The 19,131-nt window shown below is 68.4% G+C and carries 18 protein-coding genes; 12 read left to right on the forward strand and 6 right to left on the reverse strand.

Translation table 11 applies throughout. The features are described from left to right. The first annotated feature begins 289 nt into the window (after window positions 1-289). From bktB to HV783_RS20660, 7 genes are all read left to right on the forward strand, one after another. Window positions 290-1,471, forward strand: a complete 1,182-nt coding sequence (bktB, locus tag HV783_RS20630) for a beta-ketothiolase BktB (RefSeq protein ID WP_054503245.1) — start codon at window positions 290-292, stop codon at window positions 1,469-1,471. A gap of 104 nt (window positions 1,472-1,575) precedes the next feature. Further along, on the forward strand, window positions 1,576-2,346 hold the full coding sequence (locus HV783_RS20635; protein ID WP_054503244.1) for a class I SAM-dependent methyltransferase: 771 nt from the start codon (window positions 1,576-1,578) through the stop codon (window positions 2,344-2,346). Window positions 2,347-2,525: 179 nt separating this feature from the next. Further along, a complete protein-coding gene (locus tag HV783_RS20640) occupies window positions 2,526-3,275 on the forward strand; it encodes a GntR family transcriptional regulator (RefSeq protein WP_054503243.1) in 750 nt (249 codons plus the stop codon). Then, window positions 3,226-4,542: a malonyl-CoA decarboxylase domain-containing protein gene (locus HV783_RS20645; protein WP_054503242.1), complete on the forward strand. Its 1,317-nt coding sequence runs from the start codon at window positions 3,226-3,228 to the stop codon at window positions 4,540-4,542. The genes HV783_RS20640 and HV783_RS20645 overlap by 50 nt, the downstream gene beginning before the upstream one ends. A 45-nt stretch (window positions 4,543-4,587) precedes the next feature. Then, window positions 4,588-5,379, forward strand: a complete 792-nt coding sequence (locus HV783_RS20650) for an enoyl-CoA hydratase/isomerase family protein (RefSeq protein WP_175189789.1) — start codon at window positions 4,588-4,590, stop codon at window positions 5,377-5,379. Window positions 5,380-5,384: 5 nt separating this feature from the next. Next, entirely contained in the window at window positions 5,385-6,926 is a 1,542-nt protein-coding gene (locus tag HV783_RS20655; RefSeq protein ID WP_175189790.1) for a malonate--CoA ligase, read from the forward strand. A 162-nt stretch (window positions 6,927-7,088) separates the two neighbouring features. Next, window positions 7,089-8,063 (forward strand): Bug family tripartite tricarboxylate transporter substrate binding protein, encoded by a 975-nt coding sequence (locus HV783_RS20660; RefSeq protein WP_175189791.1) that lies wholly within the window; start codon window positions 7,089-7,091, stop codon window positions 8,061-8,063. Between the two features lie 27 nt (window positions 8,064-8,090). On the opposite strand, the gene HV783_RS20665 is transcribed toward HV783_RS20660, so the two are convergent. After that, the gene (locus tag HV783_RS20665; protein WP_169536218.1) at window positions 8,091-9,047 is read right to left on the reverse strand and encodes an aldo/keto reductase; all 957 of its coding nucleotides are present in this window, start codon (window positions 9,045-9,047) and stop codon (window positions 8,091-8,093) included. A 242-nt stretch (window positions 9,048-9,289) separates the two neighbouring features. Between HV783_RS20665 and HV783_RS20670 the strand changes: the two genes are divergently transcribed. Continuing rightward, window positions 9,290-10,261 carry an ABC transporter substrate-binding protein gene (locus HV783_RS20670; protein ID WP_049072728.1) on the forward strand — a complete coding sequence of 324 codons (972 nt, stop codon included), beginning with the start codon at window positions 9,290-9,292 and terminating at the stop codon, window positions 10,259-10,261. 28 nt (window positions 10,262-10,289) lie between these two features. On the opposite strand, the gene HV783_RS20675 is transcribed toward HV783_RS20670, so the two are convergent. Then, entirely contained in the window at window positions 10,290-10,442 is a 153-nt protein-coding gene (locus HV783_RS20675; protein ID WP_155755470.1) for a hypothetical protein, read from the reverse strand. Between the two features lie 209 nt (window positions 10,443-10,651). Here HV783_RS20675 and HV783_RS20680 point away from each other — a divergent pair, with 209 nt between their 5' ends. Together HV783_RS20680 and HV783_RS20685 are read left to right on the forward strand one after the other, a co-directional pair. Further along, window positions 10,652-11,542, forward strand: a complete 891-nt coding sequence (locus HV783_RS20680) for an ABC transporter permease (RefSeq protein ID WP_049072730.1) — start codon at window positions 10,652-10,654, stop codon at window positions 11,540-11,542. A gap of 1 nt (window position 11,543) precedes the next feature. Continuing rightward, window positions 11,544-12,338 carry an ABC transporter ATP-binding protein gene (locus HV783_RS20685; RefSeq protein WP_054503238.1) on the forward strand — a complete coding sequence of 265 codons (795 nt, stop codon included), beginning with the start codon at window positions 11,544-11,546 and terminating at the stop codon, window positions 12,336-12,338. A gap of 102 nt (window positions 12,339-12,440) precedes the next feature. On the opposite strand, the gene HV783_RS20690 is transcribed toward HV783_RS20685, so the two are convergent. The 4 genes from HV783_RS20690 to HV783_RS20705 all read right to left on the reverse strand — a co-directional run bounded on the left by HV783_RS20690 (window position 12,441) and on the right by HV783_RS20705 (window position 17,716). Further along, a complete protein-coding gene (locus HV783_RS20690) occupies window positions 12,441-13,145 on the reverse strand; it encodes an aspartate/glutamate racemase family protein (RefSeq protein ID WP_144654584.1) in 705 nt (234 codons plus the stop codon). Between the two features lie 27 nt (window positions 13,146-13,172). Next, window positions 13,173-14,423 carry an NAD(P)/FAD-dependent oxidoreductase gene (locus tag HV783_RS20695; RefSeq protein ID WP_175189792.1) on the reverse strand — a complete coding sequence of 417 codons (1,251 nt, stop codon included), beginning with the start codon at window positions 14,421-14,423 and terminating at the stop codon, window positions 13,173-13,175. Window positions 14,424-14,567: 144 nt separating this feature from the next. Then, a complete protein-coding gene (locus HV783_RS20700; protein ID WP_175189793.1) occupies window positions 14,568-16,205 on the reverse strand; it encodes an NAD(P)-binding protein in 1,638 nt (545 codons plus the stop codon). After that, on the reverse strand, window positions 16,205-17,716 hold the full coding sequence (locus HV783_RS20705; protein WP_054416382.1) for a polyamine aminopropyltransferase: 1,512 nt from the start codon (window positions 17,714-17,716) through the stop codon (window positions 16,205-16,207). The genes HV783_RS20700 and HV783_RS20705 overlap by 1 nt, the downstream gene beginning before the upstream one ends. A gap of 96 nt (window positions 17,717-17,812) precedes the next feature. Between HV783_RS20705 and HV783_RS20710 the strand changes: the two genes are divergently transcribed. Both HV783_RS20710 and HV783_RS20715 read left to right on the forward strand, forming a co-directional pair. Continuing rightward, complete coding sequence (locus tag HV783_RS20710) at window positions 17,813-18,199, forward strand: DUF350 domain-containing protein (protein WP_049072739.1); 387 nt, start codon at window positions 17,813-17,815, stop codon at window positions 18,197-18,199. 44 nt (window positions 18,200-18,243) lie between these two features. Then, window positions 18,244-19,131, forward strand: an 888-nt coding sequence (locus HV783_RS20715; protein ID WP_175189794.1) for an SPFH domain-containing protein, incomplete at its 3' end; no start/stop codon positions are given.

Raw genomic sequence — 19,131 nt, forward strand, 5'->3', positions numbered from 1 at the left:
GCCGCTGCCGCGAGGCAGGGAGGTATTGCCATGACTTTGTCTCCTGATGCCGCCCGTGCCGAGGGCCGTCGCGGCTTGTTTTTCGTTGACCGGCAGATACCGGCGAAGCTAGTGTCTGCAAAAATGACAGCGCTGTCAATTGTGGTCGCGATTAGGGATTGCCCGGGGAGCGCGGGGTTTTTTACGGCGCCGGCAAGGCGACTTTCGCCTGGCGAGAAGGGCGCGCCGAGGGGCGGCGGGAGGCGCCGGGCGCGCGAGTATGATGGACAGATAACCAGGAGGAAACATCATGAATGAAGTCATCGTCGCGTCCGCCGTCCGTACCGCCATCGGCGACTTTGGCGGCGCGCTGAAAGACGTGCCGCCCTGCGATCTGGGCGCCACGGTCATCAAGGCGGCGTTGGAGCGCGCGGGCGTCAAGGGCGACGAGGTCGGCCACGTCGCCGTGGGCCACGTCATCAATACGGAACCGCGCGACATGTACCTGTCGCGCGTGGCCGCGATGAACGCGGGCATTGCCAAGGAGACGCCGGCCTTCAACGTCAACCGCCTGTGCGGCTCGGGACTGCAGGCCATCGTCTCGGCGGCGCAGACCATCCTGCTGGGCGACGCCGAGATCGCCATCGGCGCGGGCGCCGAGAGCATGAGCCGCGCGCCCTACATCGCGCCGGCGCAGCGCTGGGGCGCGCGCATGGGCGACAGCGTGATGCAGGACATGATGACCGGCGCGTTGTCGGATCCGTTCGGCCGCATGCACATGGGCGTGACCGCCGAGAACGTCGCGGCCCGGTTCGGCGTCAGCCGCCAGGACCAGGACGCGCTGGCCGCCGAATCGCACCGTCGCGCCGCCAACGCCATCGAGGCCGGCTATTTCCGCGACCAGATCGTGCCGATCGTGCAGAAGACCCGCAAGGGCGAAGTGGTGTTCGACACCGACGAGCACGTGCGCCGCGATGTCACGGCCGACAGCCTGGCCGCGCTCAAGCCGGTATTCCAGAAGGAAAACGGCACCGTCACCGCCGGCAATGCCTCGGGGCTGAACGACGGCGCCGGCGCGCTGGTGCTGATGAACGCCTCGGTGGCGGCCAAGCGCGGCGTCAAGCCGCTGGCGCGCCTGGTGGCATACGCCCATGCGGGCGTTGATCCGACCATCATGGGCATCGGTCCCGTGCCGGCCACGCAGGCCGCGCTCAAGCGCGCCGGCCTGACGGTGGATCAACTCGACGTGATCGAGGCCAACGAGGCCTTCGCCGCGCAGGCGTGCGCCGTGACCCGCGAACTGAAGCTGGACCCGGCCAAGGTCAACCCCAACGGCAGCGGCATCGGCCTGGGCCACCCGATCGGCGCCACCGGCGCCATCATCACGGTCAAGGCGCTGCATGAACTGCAGCGCGTGCAGGGCCGCTACGCGCTGGTGACCATGTGCATCGGCGGCGGCCAGGGCATCGCGGCGATCTTCGAGCGCATCTGAGCGACGCGTCATCGAGGCGCCGTCATCGACGCGCCGTCGACGGCGCATCGATGCCCCGCGGGCGGGCCGCAAGGGTCCGCCCGCGGCGGCCCTACAATCGCGCCATGTACAAATCCAAATTCCCCTCCGAACTCGACCAGCCGACCCTGTCGGAAGTGGACGGCGTGCGCTATCTGCACTTCAACACCGAATGGGTCCAGGGCGCCATGCGCATCAAGAACCCGGCGGAACTGGTACTGGAATACACCAGCCAGATGATGGCCTGGCTGCTGTTCCTGGAGCCGCCCAAGGACGAGGCCATCGGCATGTTCGGCCTGGGCGCCGGTTCGCTGGCGCGGTTCTGCGCCAAGCAGACGCGCGCGCCGCTGCTGGCGGTGGAATGGAACCCGCGCGTCACCGCCGCCTGCCACATGTTCTTCCGCCTGCCGGGCGAGAACCGGCTGCTCGTCGAGCACGCCGACGCCGCCGAATGGGCCGCCGATCCGCTCAACGCGGGGCGCTGCCCGGTGCTGATGGTCGACCTGTACGACGCCTCGGCGCAGGGGCCGGTGCGCGACAGCGTCAAGTTCTACCGCGACTGCCGCCGCGTGCTGGGCGAGGTCGGGGTGGTGGCGGTGAACCTGTTCGGCCGCCATGAGAGCTTCGGCAAGAATATCGACAATCTGTCCAAGGCCTTTGACGACCGCATCGTGCTGCTGCCCGAGATCGACGCCGGCAACCAGATCGTGCTGGCGTTTTCCGGTCCGCGCCTTGCCGTCACGCCGGCCGACCTGCTGGCGCGGGCCGAGGCGGTCGAATCCCGGTATGGACTGCCGGCGCGCCGCTGGGCCCGTTCGCTGACCCGCCACGCGGTCGACGGCATCCTGCATTTTTAGGCGTCCCTGTTTTCCCGCGGCCACGTGGCCGCGGCGGCATGCCCGTTCGCACGCTGCCGAGGCGCGAAGGGGACCCTGGGGCAAGTCCCTACGACATCCGACTAGTCTGATTCATTGGGACAGCGCTATGATGGGCTTATTCATAATTATGAATTACGGCGCTGTCAGGCCGTCTGCCCATGACCTCACCCATCGTCCGGCAAGCCCTGTACCTGGAAGTCGCGGACCGTCTTCGCGCCATGATCCATGCGCGCGCGCTGCGCAACGGCGAATGGATCGACGAGCTGCGCCTGGCGGGCGAGCTGGGCATCTCGCGCACGCCCTTGCGCGAGGCGCTGAAAGTGCTGGCCACCGAGGGCCTGGTGCGGCTGGAGCCGCGCCGCGGCTGCTTCGTCAATGAACTGTCGGCGCAGGACCTGGAAGACATCTTTCCGTTGATGGCCATGCTGGAAGGCCGCTGCGCCCACGAGGCCGCCCGCAAGGCGTCGGATGCGCAACTCGAGGCGCTGGCGCCCTTGCACGAGGCGCTGGCCGGCCATGCCGCCGCCGGCCGCATCGATGCGTATTACCAGACCAATTACCTGATCCACGAAGCGGTGCAGGCGCTCGCCGGTAACCAGTGGCTGGTCGACATGGTGGGCAACCTGCGCAAGGTGCTGAGCCTGTCGCGCCACCGCAGCCTGGCCTGGCCCGGCCGCATCGAGGAATCCTGCGCCGAGCACCTGGCCATCTTCGAAGCGCTGAAGGCGCGCGATCCCGAACGCGCCGAGGCGCTGGCGCGCCATCACCTGATGCGCCAGCTCGAAGTGCTGCGCGCCCTGGCGGCCGATGACCAGGCGCCATCGCTTTCCGATCTTCCCGTTGCAGAGGAGCCCGTCCATGAACGCACCCGTCCATCTCGAGTCCGCGCGCGGCGCACGCACGCCTGACACCGACGTCGAGTCGGGCGATGCCGCCGCACAGGTCGGCGACAGCCTGATCACGCGCCTGGGCCGCCTGTGGGAACGCGGCCGGCTGCCGAGCGAATCCGAAGTGCGGCGGCTGTTCGAGGCCCGCCTGACCGACGTGGCCGCCAACAAGCTGGCGCGGCGCTGGCGCGAGCTCTATGCGGCGGCCGACGGCAAGGACCGTCGGCTGATGCTGGCCGCGCTGACGCAGGTGCGCGGCACCTTCGCCGGCGATGGCGGCGAGGGCGTGCGCTTCTTCAAGCGCCTGAACGCGCAGCCCGCGGGCCTGCGCTTCCTGGTGGAACTGCGCGCCGACATGCTGCGCTGGCGCAAGCAGGTGGCCGGCGTCCAGGCGCTCGACAAAGACCTGGAGGGCCTGCTGTCAGCCTGGTTCGACGTCGGCCTGCTGGAGCTGCGGCCGCTGACCTGGGACTCGCCGGCCTCGCTGCTGGAGAAGCTGATCATCTACGAGGCGGTGCACGAGATCCAGTCGTGGGACGACCTGCGCCACCGGGTGGCGCCGGATCGCCGCTGCTACGCCTATTTCCATCCGCAGATGCCGGACGTGCCGCTGATCTTCGTCGAGGTGGCGTTCGCCGGCAGCATGGCCGACAACGTGCAGGCGGTGCTGGACAGCGCCGCGCCGCGGCAGGATTTGGGCAAGGCGCGCTGGGCGATCTTCTATTCGATCTCGAACACGCAGGCGGGGCTCAAGGGCATCAGCTTCGGCAATTTCCTGCTCAAGCGCGTGGTTGAGCAATTGCTGGAAGAACTGCCGCAGCTCAAGTCGTTCGCGACCCTGTCGCCGATTCCGGGGTTCGCCGATTGGCTTGGCAAGCTCGACGCCGACGCGGTCGAGGCCATCGTGCGCGAGGACAAGTCGCGCGCCAAGACGCGTCAGCGCGCCGGCGTGCCGGACGGCCAGCGCTGGGCAGCGCGGCTGGCGCGCGCCGCGCAGGGCAAGGCGACGCCCGACGTGGTCAAGCGCGCCGCCTTCCGCCTGGCCGCGCACTATCTGCAGGCCATGAAGAACGGTCTGCCGCTGGACGCGGTGGCGCGCTTCCACCTGGGCAACGGCGCGCGTATCGAGCGCCTGAACTGGGCGGCGGACACCTCGGCCAAGGGACTCAAGCAGTCCTGCGGCCTGATGGTCAATTATCTGTACGACCTGGATGAACTGGACGGCAACCTGGCGCGCCTGCATGAAGGCAAGCCGCAAGTGAGCCGCAGCGTGTTACGCGCGGCCTGAGCGGCGGCGCGTCGCCACATAAAAACCGATAACCAGCGAGGGGACATGACGGACAACACGGCAGGCCGTGTGCTGCTGCAACGCGACGGGCAACTGGCCTGGGTGACACTGTCGCACCCGGGGCGCCTGAACGCCATCACCGTGTGCATGTGGCGCGAACTGCGCGACGTGTTCACGCGCATCGCCGCCGACGACGCGCTGCGCTGCGTGATCGTGCGCGGCGAGGGCGGAAATTTCGCCGCGGGCGCGGACATCCGCGAGTTTCCGGCCGAGCGCGCCGACGCCGCGGGCGTGCAGCGCTACCACCGCGAGATACTGGCGCCCGCATTGATGGCCATGGCGCAATGCCCGCAGCCGGTGGTGGCGCAGATCGAAGGCGTGTGTGTCGGCGGCGGGCTGGAGATCGCCTGCCAGTGCGACCTGCGCATCGCTGGCGAATCGGCGCGCTTTGGCGTGCCGATCAACCGGCTGGGCTTTCCCATGGCGCCCGACGAGATGCGCGGCCTGCTGGCATTGGCCGGCCGCGCCGCGACGCTGGCCATCCTGCTCGAAGGCCGCGTGTTCGGCGCCGCCGAGGCGCGCGACCTGGGATTGCTGACGCGCATCGTGGCCGATGCCGAGGTGGCCGCGCAGGCCCGGCGCAGCGCCGAACGCATCTGCCAGGGCGCGCCGCTGGCCGCCCGCATCAACAAGCGCCTGTCGGCGCGCCTGGCGCAGGGCGGCGCCTTGACCGAAGCCGAATACCAGGATTATTTCTCCTACGCCGACAGCCGGGACCACAAGGAGGGCGTGCGCGCTTTCCTGGCCGGCGTAGACCCCCACTTCTCCGGAGACTGAAAACGGTGAGCAACGCCAATCTATACGCTGTGCTGGAGGGCGGATTCCCCGCCGATCGCAAACAGGTCGCGCTCGAAACCCCCGAGCTGGCCTACACCTGGGACGACATCGACCGCGCCACGGCCTGCCTGGCCAACCTGCTGGCCTCGCTCAAGCTGCCCGAGGGCGCGCGGGTCGCGGTGCAGGTCGAGAAATCGCCCGAAGCCCTGTTGCTGTACCTGGCCACGCTGCGCGCCGGCCTGGTGTACCTGCCGCTGAACACCGCGTATCGCGAAGCCGAAATCGAGTATTTCCTGGGCAACGCCGAGCCGGCCGTGGTGGTCTGCGCCGGCAAGAACCGCGACTGGGTCCAGCGCGCCGCCGACAAGGCCGGCTGCGCGCATGTCTACACGCTCGACGAAGACCGCACCGGCACGCTGCTTGAGGCCGCTGGCGGCCTGTCGCAGACCTTCAGGACCGTCAAGCGCAAGCCGGACGACCTGGCCGCGATTCTCTACACGTCCGGCACCACCGGCCGCAGCAAGGGCGCGATGCTGTCGCATGGCAACCTGGCGTCCAACGCGCAGGTGCTGCACAAGTACTGGGGCTGGCGCTCGGACGACGTGCTGCTGCACATGCTGCCGATCTTCCACGTGCACGGTTTGTTCGTCGCCTCGCACGGCGCGCTGCTGGCCGGCGCGAAGATGATCTGGCTGCCCAAGCTGGACGCCGACCAGGCGCTGCGCTACCTGCCGCAAAGCACCGTGATGATGGGCGTGCCGACCTATTACGTGCGGCTGCTGGCCGACAAGCGCTTCAACCGCGAGGTCTGCGCCAACATGCGCCTGTTCATCTCGGGCTCGGCGCCGCTGCTGTCCGAGACCTTCAACGATTTCCGCGAGCGCAGCGGCCACGCCATCCTGGAACGCTACGGCATGAGCGAGACCGTCATGCTGACCTCCAATCCGTATGACGCGGCCGATGGCGAACGCCTGGCCGGCACTGTGGGCCGGGCGTTGCCGGGCGTGCAGGTGCGGGTGGTGGACGATGCCGGCATCGCGCTGGCGCCGGGCGAGATCGGCAACGTGCAGGTGCGCGGGCCCAACGTGTTCTCGGGCTACTGGCGCATGCCGGAAAAGACGCGCGAGGAATTCACGCAGGATGGCTGGTTCAAGACCGGCGACGTGGGCCGCTGGGGCGGCGAATCCGCTGGCCGCGACGTGCCTGCCGACTATCTGTCGATCGTCGGCCGCAGCAAGGACCTGATCATCTCCGGTGGCTTCAATGTCTATCCGAAAGAGATCGAGACGCTGATCGACGACATGCCGGGCGTGGCCGAATCGGCCGTCATCGGCGTGCCGCATGCCGATTTCGGCGAAGCGGTGGTGGCGGTGGTGGTGCCCAAGGACGGCGCCACGCTGGACGCCGCCGCGATGCAGGCCGAGCTGAAGGCGCGCATCGCCAACTTCAAGGTGCCCAAGCGCGTGCACATCGTTGACCAACTGCCGCGCAACACCATGGGCAAGGTGCAGAAGAACGTGCTGCGCGAAACCTATCAGGCGCTGTAGCGTCGTCATGCCAGGCCGGTCCACGCAGACCGGCCATTTTTTTCCAAGGAGCCCGCCCCCTTTCCAGAACGATTCCCGAACCAGGCAGCATCCCAACCCAAGAACACAAGAGACGAGACGCGGGAAACGCGCCGTCCCCACGCTGCAGCAAGAGGAGACAATATGAAATACCGCATGTTCGCCGCGACCCTGCTGGCCACGCTGGCCGCCGGTTTCGCCGGCACCGCCGGCGCCGCGTCCTGGCCGGAACGGCCCATCACGCTCATCGTGCCCTTTCCCGCCGGGGGCGGCACCGATACCTTCGCCCGGCCGCTGGCCCAGCAGTTGACGATGCAACTGGGCCAGTCGGTGGTGATCGACAACAAGGGCGGCGCCGGCGGCACCGTCGGCGCGGGCGTGGCCGCCAAGGCGCGGCCGGACGGCTACACCTTCTTCATGGGGGGCGCGCACCATGCGCTGGCGCCGTCGCTGTACAAGAGCCTGAACTACAACATCCAGAAGGACTTCGTGCCGGTGGCGCTGGTGGCGCAGCCGCCGCAGGTGGTGGTCATCAATGCCACCAAGCTGCCCGTCAAGACGCTGCAGGAATTCATCGCCTACGCCAAGCAGCATCCCGGCGACATCAACTTCGGCACGGCCGGCAAGGGCAGCACCCACCACCTGGCCGGCGAACTGTTCGCCATGCAGACCGGCATCAAGCTGGTCGACGTGCCGTACCAGGGCGCCGGGCCGATGCTGACCGCGTTGATCGGCGGGCAGGTGGACCTGGCGTTCGACGGCCTGGGCTCGTCATCGGGCCATATCCGCTCGGGCGCGATCAAGCCGCTGGCGGTGGCCGCCGACAAGCGCTCGCCGTCGCTGCCGGATGTGCCGACCGCGGCCGAGGCCGGGGTGCCGAACTACGTGGTGTCGACCTGGTACGCGATCTGGGCGCCCGCGGGCACGCCGCAGGAGGCGGTGGACCGTATGACGGCGGAAATCACCAAGGCCCTGAACACGCCGAAGATCAAGGAGACCTGGGAGAGCAACGGCACCGCCATTCCGACCCTGACCGGGCCGGCCTTCGGCAAGTTCGTCGACAGCGAGGTGTCGCGCTGGGCCAAGGTGGTGTCGGACTCGGGCGTCAAGCTGGATTGACGCCCGTGGCGTTGGCGCGGGCGCGTGTCAACGCCAGTCGCTGGCCAGGCTGAGCCTGGCCAGTTGGTCGCGCGTCAGCGTCAGGCTGGCGGCCTTGACCAGTTCGTCCAACTGCGCCAGCGACGTGGCGCTGACGATCGGCGAGGTGATGCCGGGCTGCGCGATCTGCCAGGCCAGCGCGGCCTGGGCGGGCGTACAGTTGGCGTCCTCGGCGACTTCATCCAGCGCCTTGAGGATGCGGTAGCCGCGGTCGTTCAGGTACGTGTCGACGATCTTCTTGCCGCGCGCGCTCTTGCCGACGTCGGCCGGGCCGCGGTACTTGCCGCTGAGAAAGCCGCTGGCCAGCGCGTAGTAGTTGATGGTGCCCAGATCCTGCGCCTTGACCAGCGCCTGCAGGTGCGCCTCGAACGGCTCCCGGCTGTACAGGTTGTATTCCGGCTGGATGCTCTCGTAGCGCGGCAGGTTGTGGCGTTCGCTGGCGATCAGCGCTTCGGACAGCCGCACCGCGGTGTAGTTGGAGGCGCCGATGGCGCGCACCTTGCCGGCCTCGATCAGCTTGGCGTATTCGCCCAGCGTGTCGGTCAGCGGCGTGTCGGGGTCGTCCTTGTGTGACTGGTACAGGTCGACGTGGTCGGTCTGCAGCCGCGCCAGCGACGCGTCCAGCGCGCGCCGGATGTAGGCCGGCGCCAGGCCCTTGGCGTCCGGACCCATCTCCATGCCGACCTTGGTGGCGATCAGCACGCGATCGCGCTTGCCCGAGCGCTTGAGCCACTTGCCGATCAGGGTTTCGGATTCACCGCCCTGGTTGCCGGGCACCCAGCGCGAATAGACGTCGGCGGTGTCGATGAAATTCAGGCCGGCGTCGACCAGCGCGTCCAGCAGCGAGAACGTGCCGGCCTCGTCGACGGTCCAGCCGAAGACGTTGCCGCCGAAGGTGAGGGGAGGGATCTGCAGGCCGGAGCGGCCCAATGCGCGTTTGATCATGATGTGGCCCTTTGGATGTCGCGGATGTCGTGTCGCGCGGGCGCGGCGCTTTTAGTATATTGGCGCCGCCCGCCCCGGCATGGGGCAGCCGCGCCACGCATGCACCATTTCAGGGATTCCCCCCAAGTGAATTTGGGTTGCGACACGTTAGACTATACGGCTTTACGGCTGTCCGGACCGTGGGGAAGCCCGCGGAACAGCCGTAATAATGAACAAATACCAAGGGTTCAAGGAGCTTACCTATGCTGATCGGAAAAAAACATTTTCTGACGGTTGGCGCAATGGCGCTGGCGATGGCGATCGCCGCGCCGGTGGCGGCGCAGCAGAAGTCGGTGGCGGTCACCGCCATCGTCGAGCACCCGGCGCTGGACGCCGTGCGTGACGGGGTGCAGGACGCCCTCAAGCAAGCCGGCTACGAGCCGGGCAAGAACCTGAAGTGGCAGTACCAGAGCGCCCAGGGCAACACCGGCACCGCCGCCCAGATCGCGCGCAAGTTCGTCGGCGACAAGCCCGACGCCATCGTCGCCATCGCCACCCCGTCGGCCCAGGCCGTCGTGGCCGCCACCAAGGACGTGCCGGTGGTGTATTCCGCCGTGACCGACCCGGTCGCCGCCCAACTGGTCGCCAGCATGGACGCCTCGGGCACCAACGTCACCGGCGTGTCGGACCTGCTGGCGCTGGACAAGCAGGTCGAGCTGATCAAGAAGATCGTGCCCAACGCCAAGCGCGTCGGCATGGTCTACAACCCGGGCGAGGCCAACTCGGTCGTGGTGGTCAAGAAACTGCAGGAAATCCTGCCCAAGTCGGGCATGAGCCTGGTCGAAGCCGCCGCCCCGCGTTCGGTCGACGTGGCGTCCGCCGCGCGCAGCCTGATCGGCAAGGTCGACGTCATCTACACCAACACCGACAACAACGTGGTCTCGGCCTACGAGTCGCTGGTGAAGGTCGGCAACGACGCCAAGATCCCGCTGATCGCCTCGGACACCGACAGCGTCAAGCGCGGCGGCATCGCCGCCCTGGGCATCAATTACCGTGACCTGGGCGTGCAGACCGGCAAGGTCGTGGTGCGCATCCTCAAGGGCGAGAAGCCCGGCGCGATTCCGTCCGAAACCATCTCCAAGCTGGAGCTCTACGTGAACCCGGGCGCCGCCGCCAAGCAAGGCGTGACGCTGTCCGACGCGATCATCAAGTCGGCCGCGGTGGTGGTAAAGTAAAGCGCAAGTCGTTCGGCCCCGCCCGTGCCTACCCGGCATGAGCGGGGTTTTGTTTTATCTTGTTTTCTTGTGTTTGCCCCGCGCCGGTACGCGGGGTCCACAGGGCGGCAGCATCCACAAGGTGCGCGCGGCCCGGCGCGATGGCGTTGGCCTTGAACGGCAGGTTGGTCACGGACCGCATGCCGCGTTTTGCTCCCCGGAGCGTCCCTCAAGCAGCCCGCTTGCGGCCCTGGCCGCCAAGCCCGGCAACGCCTTGGCAGGAATCGAGAGAAAATCGCACGGCAGGAAACGTTTATTGCGAAAGCTCGGGTAAAACTGACCCCGAAACGCAAGAAGTTGGACGTTCCTAATCTCTAATATGCTCGTTCCCTACCTGATTGGATTTGACCCATGTCATTGTTCTCGTTGTTAGGCGCACTGGAGATCGGCCTGATCTTCAGCCTGGTGGCCTTGGGCGTATTTATCTCCTTTCGCCTGCTGCGCTTTCCGGACCTGACCGTTGACGGCAGTTTCCCGCTGGGCGGCGCCGTCTGTGCCACGCTGATCGCCTCGGGCACCGACCCGTTCGTGGCCACCATCGCCGCCACTTTCGCCGGCGCCGCCGCGGGGCTGGTCACCGGCTGGCTCAACGTCAAGCTCAAGATCATGGATCTGCTGGCCAGCATCCTGATGATGATCGCGCTGTATTCCGTGAACCTGCGCATCATGGGCAAGCCCAACGTGCCGCTCATCACCGAACCCACCGTCTTCACCATTCTGCAGCCGGGCTGGCTGTCGGACTACGTGGCGCGGCCGCTGATCCTGGTGGTCATCGTGATCCTGGCCAAGCTGGCGCTGGACTGGTTCTTTGCCACCCAGACCGGCCTGGCGGTGCGCGCCACCGGCTCGAACGGCCGCATGGCCCGCGCGCAGGGCGTGAACACCGGCCGCATGATCCTGGGCGGCATGGCGCTGTCGAACGCGCTGGTCGCGATGGCCGGCGCGCTGTTCGCGCAGACCCAGGGCGGTTCCGACATCTCCATGGGCATCGGCACCATCGTCATCGGCCTGGCCGCCGTGATCGTCGGCGAAAGCATCCTGCCGTCGCGCAAGCTGGTGCTGGCCACGCTGGCCGTCATCATCGGCGCCATCGTCTACCGCTTCTTCATCGCGCTGGCGCTGAACAGCGATTTCATCGGCCTGAAGGCGCAGGACCTGAACCTCGTCACCGCGGTGCTGGTCACGATCGCCCTGGTCATTCCCATGCTCAAGCGCCGGCTGGTCGGCAAGAAGGGGCGCTGATATGTTGTCCGCAAAAGACCTCAAGATCACTTTCAACGCCGGCACGCCGATCGAGACGCGGGCGCTGCGCGGGCTGTCGCTGGACATCCCGTCGGGCCAGTTCGTCACCGTCATCGGTTCCAACGGCGCGGGCAAGTCGACCTTCCTGAATGCCGTGTCGGGCGACCTGCCGGTCGATTCCGGCCGCATCGAGATCGACGGCGCCGACGTCACGCGCCAGCCGGTCTGGGCCCGCGCCTCGCGCGTGGCGCGCGTGTTCCAGGATCCGATGGCCGGCACCTGCGAAGACCTGACCATCGAAGAGAACATGGCGCTGGCGCAGTTGCGCGGCGCGCGCCGCGGCTATGGCCGCGCGGTCAAGACTTCGATGAAGGAAGGTTTCCGCGAACGCCTGGCCACGCTCGGGCTGGGCCTGGAAAACCGCCTGACCGACCGCATCGGCCTGCTCTCGGGCGGCCAGCGCCAGGCCGTGAGCCTGCTGATGGCGGCGCTGCAGCCGTCGCGCATCCTGCTGCTGGACGAGCACACCGCCGCGCTCGACCCGCGCACCGCCGACTTCGTGCTGCAACTGACGGCGCGCATCGTGGCCGAAAGCAAGCTGACCACCATGATGGTCACGCACAGCATGCGCCAGGCGTTGGACGTGGGCGACCGCACGGTGATGCTGCACCAGGGCCAGGTGGTGCTGGACGTATCCGGCGACGAGCGCCGCGGCATGGACGTGCCCGACCTGCTGGCCATGTTCGAGCGCGTGCGCGGCGAGAAACTGTCGGACGACGCCTTGCTGCTGGGCTGAACGGACGCTCCGGGCGCCGCCAGGCGCAAGACCCGGCGCGGCTCCCTCGGGATCGCGCCGGGTTTTTTCATGCCGGCGCGCGGCGCCCGCGCGGATCGGCGGTCAGGCCGCCAGCGCGCGCCAGGTGCGCAGCAGCAGCGTCTCGATGTCGTGCACTGGCAGGCCGGTGGCGCGCGCCACGGCTTCGCGGTAGGGCGGCATGTTGGTGCATTCGAGCACGATGTCGGTCAGGTCCGGGGCGCGCCGCGCCAGCCGTTCGGCCGCCTCGACCACGTCGCGTTCGACCCGCGCCAGATCCATGTCCGGCGCGTTTTCCAGGATGCGCGCCTGCATCTCGCAACCGGGCGCCAGGCCTTCGACCACGGCGTTGGCGGGCACGCCGGCCGCGTCCAGCAAGGCGCGATCGAGCGAGGCCGCATCGAAGGTGACGATGCCCACCCGCGCCAGGCCATGGCATTGCAGCAGGCTGGACGACACGACTGGCACCGGCACTGCAGCCTGCAAGGCGTCCTGGTAGCGCGCCAGGAAACCGCAACTGGTGGAGATCAGCGCCGCGCCGTCGCGCGCCAGACCCACGGCGGCATCGATGAACGGCCGCAGGAAGGCCGGGTCGGCTTCCTGCACGATCTTGCGCGGCGAGGCGCCCGGCACCGTGACGAAGCGCGCCGGGATGCCGGCGCGGGCGTAGGTCTCGGGGTTGCCGACGTCGCCGGGCGGGCGCGGAAAGCGCGTGTCCAGCATCAGCAGGCCGAGAAAGGCGCCGGGGGCCGCGGGCGCGGCCGGGAGGGTTGCATCGTTCGTGGCCATGCGAGGCTCCCGTGAATGTCGATACGCCTAGAGGAATCGTCCCGGACGGAAGGCGTCGTGGCGGCCGGTGGCGTCGCCGTCGGTCATCAATTCCCCTAGTATCTGCGCGGTGCCGGGCGCCGTGCTGAAACCGATGTGCTGGTGTCCCAGCGCCAGCCACAGGCCCGGATGGCGCGGCGCCTGGCCGATCATCGGGCGGCTGTCCGGCAGCGTCGGGCGGCGGCCGAGCCAGGCCCGCGGGTCCAGCCGCTCGCCCAGGTCGATGGCCTCGCGCGCCCGGGTTTCCGCCAGGTCCAACTGGATGGGACGGGCAGGCGCGTCGCAGTCGTCCAGCTCGACGCCGGTGGTCAGCCGCAGGCCGCGCGCCATCGGCGACAGCACGTAGCCGCCGCCGGTGTCGTAGATGGGGCGGCCCAGCGCCGGGCCGCCGGCGGCGCCGTAATGCATGTGATAGCCGCGCTCGAACGCCAGCGGCAGGTCGATGCCGGTGGTCTTGAGCAGGGCCTTGGACCACGGGCCCAGCGCCACCACCAGGTCGGGCGCCGTCAGCGTTTCCGTGCCGGCATCGCCTTGCACGATCCAGCCGCGTCCGCCATCGCGGCGGATGGCGGCGGCTTGCAGTGTGCGGAAGACGCCGCCCGAGCGCTGGAACAGGTCGGCGTAGGCCGTGGTCACGGCGCCGGGATCGTCCACCGAATAGGACCCCTGGATCCACAGCGCGCGCGGGAAGATCGGCGCCAGGGCCGGCTCCAGTTGCGCCAGTTCGGCCGGGGCCAGCGCCTGGGTCGGCACCTGGTGGCGGGCGTAGGCCTGGCGCGCCAGGGCGCCGCCCTGCCACGCCTGTTCGCTGCGGAACAGGAAGATCCAGCCGCTGTCGCGCAGGCGGTGGCGCGCGCCGGCCGCGTCCAGCAGGCGCAGGTGTTCGGCGGCGGAGCGCCGGATCAGGCCGTCAAGCGCCGCCGTGGTTTCGCCGAACACCGACGGCCGGGCGCGCGCCAGGAAGCCCGCCGCCCAGCCCAGATTGCGGGCCAGGTACGCGGCGCGGTAGCGGAATTGGACGGTGTCGTTGCGCAGCAGCCGGGGCAACTGGCGCCACAGGCCGTGATGGTTGAAGGGCATGAGGGAGCTGCGGGCCAGGACGCCGGCGTTGCCGGATGAGGTTTCCCGGCCGGGATCCTGGCGGTCGACCAGGGTGACCTGCATGCCGCGCCGCTGCAGTTCCAGCGCGCAGCAGACGCCGACGATGCCGGCGCCGAGCACTATGACTTGCTTTCCCATCGTCGCTGTCGCTGCTTGAGTCGGTATGGAACCAAGGGAGGTGAGCGGCCGATTGTAGGGCAGCAGGCGGGCGCCAGCGAGAGCGGGCAATCCATGATTGTGACGCCGCACCGGGCGGCCGCCAGGCGGGTGTGCCGGCGCCGGTCAGGCGGGCGGCCGTTGCCCCAGGATGCGGCCGGCCGCCGCCACGCCCCACCACGCGGCTTCTTCGAACACCGAATAGCCGGACAGGTCGGCATGGGCGAACAGCACCGGGCCGTCCACCTCGCGCAACGCCGCCAGGCCGGCGTTGGATAGATAGCCGCAATAGGGCGAGGCCATGGCATGGCCGCGCACCGTGATCTCCAACTGCCGGGCGCGACGCCAGAACTCGTCGCCATAGGCGGCGACCAGATCGGCGGCGGCCTCGTCGCGCAGCGCCTCGGGGCGGGCGTCGGCGAGCCATTGCCGCGCGGCCTGCGGCGTCCGGTTGCTGAGGGCGTGATAGGCAGTGAACACCGTGCGCGGGGAACGCGCCACGCGCAGCAATTGGTGGGTCGAGACCACGTAGCCCAGGGCCTGGCCCTGGTAGACCACGTTGTCCCACGACAGCGGCTCGCCCGGCGCTTCGCGCGGATAGCCGTCCATGACGAAGTTCGACACCAGCCAGGGCGCGTGCGGCGACGCGTGCGTGACCGGATCGTAGCCGTAGGCGCGGATGTCGGGCAGCAGGCGCTGGGCCACGAACAGCGGCATGGCGCAGACCGCGCGTTGCGCTTGCAGCGTAAAGACGCGGGCGGCGGGCCCCGGCGCCAGGCAATCGATGCGCGGGCCGGCCGCGCTTTCCTGCAACCGCGCGGCGGTGCCGGGCAGCAGCCAGCCCTCATGGCCGAGACGGGCGCTGATGGCGTTGCGCAGCCGTTGCACCAGCGGCGCCAGGCCGCCGGGCCAGGTCAGCACGGCGCCCTCGGCGGCGTTGGCGGCATGGCCGTCGCGGCTGGCGAAGTAGTGCAGCCCGGCCCAGGCCGAGACCCGGTCGTAGGGCGCGCCGTAGTCGTCGCGGCAGCAGTAGTTCAGGTACCAGTGCAGGGCGGGGGAGGTGTAGCCTTCGCGGTCCAGCCACTGCTTGAATGTGAGCGCGTCCAGCGCCCGCCAGGCCGGGTCGCGCGAGGACAGCACGATGGGAATACAGAAGACCTTGCGGCCGTCGTTGCCGATCGCGCCGTGCAGCCGGTCCACCAGCGCCAGGAACTTGCGGTGCTGTTCGATATCGGCCTCGGGCAGCCCGTGCATCGTCAAGAGACCGTCTTCCCAGCGGCCGTCGCGCAGCAGCCGTTCCTGCGGCGAGTGCGCCAGGATGGCCTCGTCGTAATAGGGCCGCTCGCCGAAGGCGTCGCGCTCGGCGATGCCGAAATCGGCCAGCATCTCGCGCACGTGGGTGGACTGCATCGACGGCAGCGGCAGGTAGTGCGCGCCGAGCGGGTAGTCGAGCCCGTCGCGGGCGCCGGCGGCGGCATTGCCACCGTACTCGGGGCCCTGGACCACGACGAAATCGGTGAAGCCTTCGCGCGCCAGCTTCCAGGCGCACGACAGGCCGGCCACGCCGGACCCCAGGATCGCCACCTGGCAGCGCCGGGCGCCGGACGATGGCGGCAGCGCCGCGCCATCGCGCAGCGCATGGCCGGCCTGCATGCCCGGGTAGCGCACCTCGGGCGTGGTCTCGACCACGCGCGAACGGTAGTAGCCCGCCGTGCCGGCGGCGGCGGCGGTGGCGACGCCCAGCAGGAAGGTGCGGCGCCGCATCAGCGGATGACCTTGCGCCAGTCCTCGTCGAAGTACCGCACGAGCGATTGTTCGTTCAGGCGGTTCGGTGGCATGGCCAGCGCCGGCATGTCGGCGGGAAAGTGGAACAGCTCGCGCAGGGTGGCGGGGTCGAGGTAGCGGGTGGGCACGGTGACGGCGTCCGGCGGCGTATAGTCGCGGCGCTTGCCGGCCAGGATGAAGCCCCAGTCGCCGAACGACGGCACGTAGGCGTGGTACGGCCAGGTGTTCAGGCCGGCTTCCTTGAGCGTGGCGTCCACGCTCCAGAACGAGCGCGGCGCGAAGTAGGGCGAGGTCGACTGGATCACCATGTAGCCGTTCTCGGCCAGGTGCCGCGCCATCAGGTGGTAGACCGGCACCGAGTACAGCCGGCCCAGGCCGAAGTTGGACGGATCCGGAAAGTCCACCACGATGAAGTCGTAGACCTCGGCGTGGCTTTCGAGCCAGCGGCCGGCGTCGTCGTTGATGACGGTGACGCGCGGATCGGTCAGCGAGCCCTGGTTCAGCTTGGTCAGCGGCTCGGAGCGCGAGAACAGGCCGGTCATGGCCGGGTCCAGGTCCACCAGCGTGACGTGCTCAACGTGCTTGAATTTGAGGATTTCGCGCACCGCCAGACCGTCGCCGCCGCCCAGCACCAGCACGTTGCGGGCCCAGGGCAGGGCCTGCAGGCCAGGGATCACCAACGACTCGTGGTAGCGGTGTTCGTCGCGTGACGAGAATTGCAGGTTGCCGTTGATGTACAGCCGCAGGTCGTCGTGCCAGCGCGTCACGATCAGGCGCTGGTAGGGCGTGGTCTCGGCGTGCACCACGTCGTCGCCGTACAGGCCCTTCTCGGCCCAGGCCGTCATCTGGCCGGAAAACAGGAAGCCCAGCGCCAGCAGCCCCAGCACCACGCCGCCGCGTATGGCGCGTTCGGCAGGGCGCCGGATCTCGCCACGGAACAGCCAGGTGGTCCACAGCGCCACGCCGGCGTTGAGCATGCCGAACAGGAAACTGGTGCGCAGCAGGCCCAGCTTGGGCGCCAGCAGCAGCGGAAAGATCAGCGACACGGCCAGCGCGCCGAGATAATCGAAAGTCAGCACGCGGCTGACGATCTCGCGGAACTCGGCCTTGCGCTGGTTGAAGACGCGCATCACGAGCGGGATCTCCATGCCGACCATCAGTCCGATGATGAAGACGCCCGCGTACAGCGCCGCGCGAAACGGCGCCGACAGCCAGGCGAACACCAGGAACAGCACCGCGGCGGAAACCCCGCCCAACAAGGCGACGGCCAGTTCGACGTCGATGAATCGATTCAAAACGTCGTCGTCTCTTACATATTTTGACAACCACGATCCGATGCCCATCGCGAACAGATAGCAGCCGATGACGGACGAGAACTGGAGGATGGAATCGCCCAGCAAATAGCTGGCCAGCGCGCTGCTGATGAGCTCGTAGCCCAGGCCGCAGGAAGCGACGATCAATACCGACAGGATGAGGACGCGGTCGCGCATGAGGGTTCCGACTCGAAAAATGCGTTCGCAGTATATCGAAGGCGGCGTATATACTGCGCGCAATCAGGGCCTGGAGGGGCGATTATGGGAGAAGCGATGCATCCGGCGGTGACCTATCTGATCTACATTGTTTCGGCGCTGGTCATGCTGGGCATTTTCACCGCGGTCTACACCACGGTGACGCGCTACAAGGAATTCGAACTGATCCGCCAGGGCAACATTGCCGCGGTGCTCTCATACAGCGGCGCGCTGGTCGGTTTTTCGTTCACGCTCTGCTCCAGCATCGCCATCCATGCGAGCTTCGTCATGTTCCTGGTCTGGGGCGTGGCCGCCATGGTGGTGCAACTGGTCGTCTATGCCGTCGTGTCGCGCGCCATCCAGGGCCTGCACGAGGCCATCGAGGAAAACAACATCGCCATGGGCGGCCTGATCGGATCGATCTCGCTGGCCGCCGGCGTGGTCAACGCCGCCTGCCTGACCTGAGCGGCCGCGCGCGTCGACCCATCTCTGACACAGGAGAACTAGCCATGAGTCTCGGTTCATTTATCCGCAAACAGTTCATCGACATCCTGCAATGGAACGAGGACGGCGACGGCGTGCTGGCCTGGCGTCATCCGATGCAGGATTTCGAAATCCAGTACGGCGCCAGCCTGACCGTGCGCGAGTCGCAGATGGCGGTGTTCGTCAACGAAGGCAAGGTGGCCGACGTGTTCGGCCCCGGCATGTACAAGCTGACCACCCAGACGCTGCCGGTGCTGACGTACCTGAAGAACTGGGACAAGCTGTTCGAGTCGCCCTTCAAGTCGGACGTGATCTTCTTCAGCACCCGTCTGCAACTGGGCCGGCGCTGGGGCACGGCGCAGCCGGTGACGCTGCGCGACAGCGAATTCGGCATGGTGCGGCTGCGCGCCTTCGGCGTGTATTCGTACCAGATCACCGATCCGGCCAAGTTCTACCGCGAGATCAGCGGCACGCGCGACGTCTACACCGTCGATGACCTGGAAGCGCAGTTGCGCAACATGGTGGTCGCGGCCATGACCACCGCGCTGGGCGGCTCCAAGGTGCCGTTCCTGGACATCGCCGGCAACCAGGGCCTGATGTCGCAGAGCATCGGCGAGCAGCTCGGCCCGGTGTTCGAGCGCTATGGCGTCAAGCTCGACAACTTCACGGTCGAGAACGTGTCGCTGCCGGAAGAACTGCAAAAGGCGCTGGACACGCGGATCTCGATGGGCATGGCGGGCGACCTGGGCAAGTTCACCCAGTACCAGACCGCCACCTCGATCCCGCTGGCGGCGCAGAACGAAGGCGGCATCGCCGGCATCGGCGCGGGCCTGGCGGCCGGCGCGGCGCTGGGCCAGACCATGGCGGCCGGACTGGGCGCGGCCGCGGGGCAACCGGCGGCGGGCGCCCAGGCG

The organism is Achromobacter dolens, from assembly GCF_902859745.1.
In the GTDB taxonomy this organism is placed as follows: domain Bacteria; phylum Pseudomonadota; class Gammaproteobacteria; order Burkholderiales; family Burkholderiaceae_B; genus Achromobacter; species Achromobacter dolens.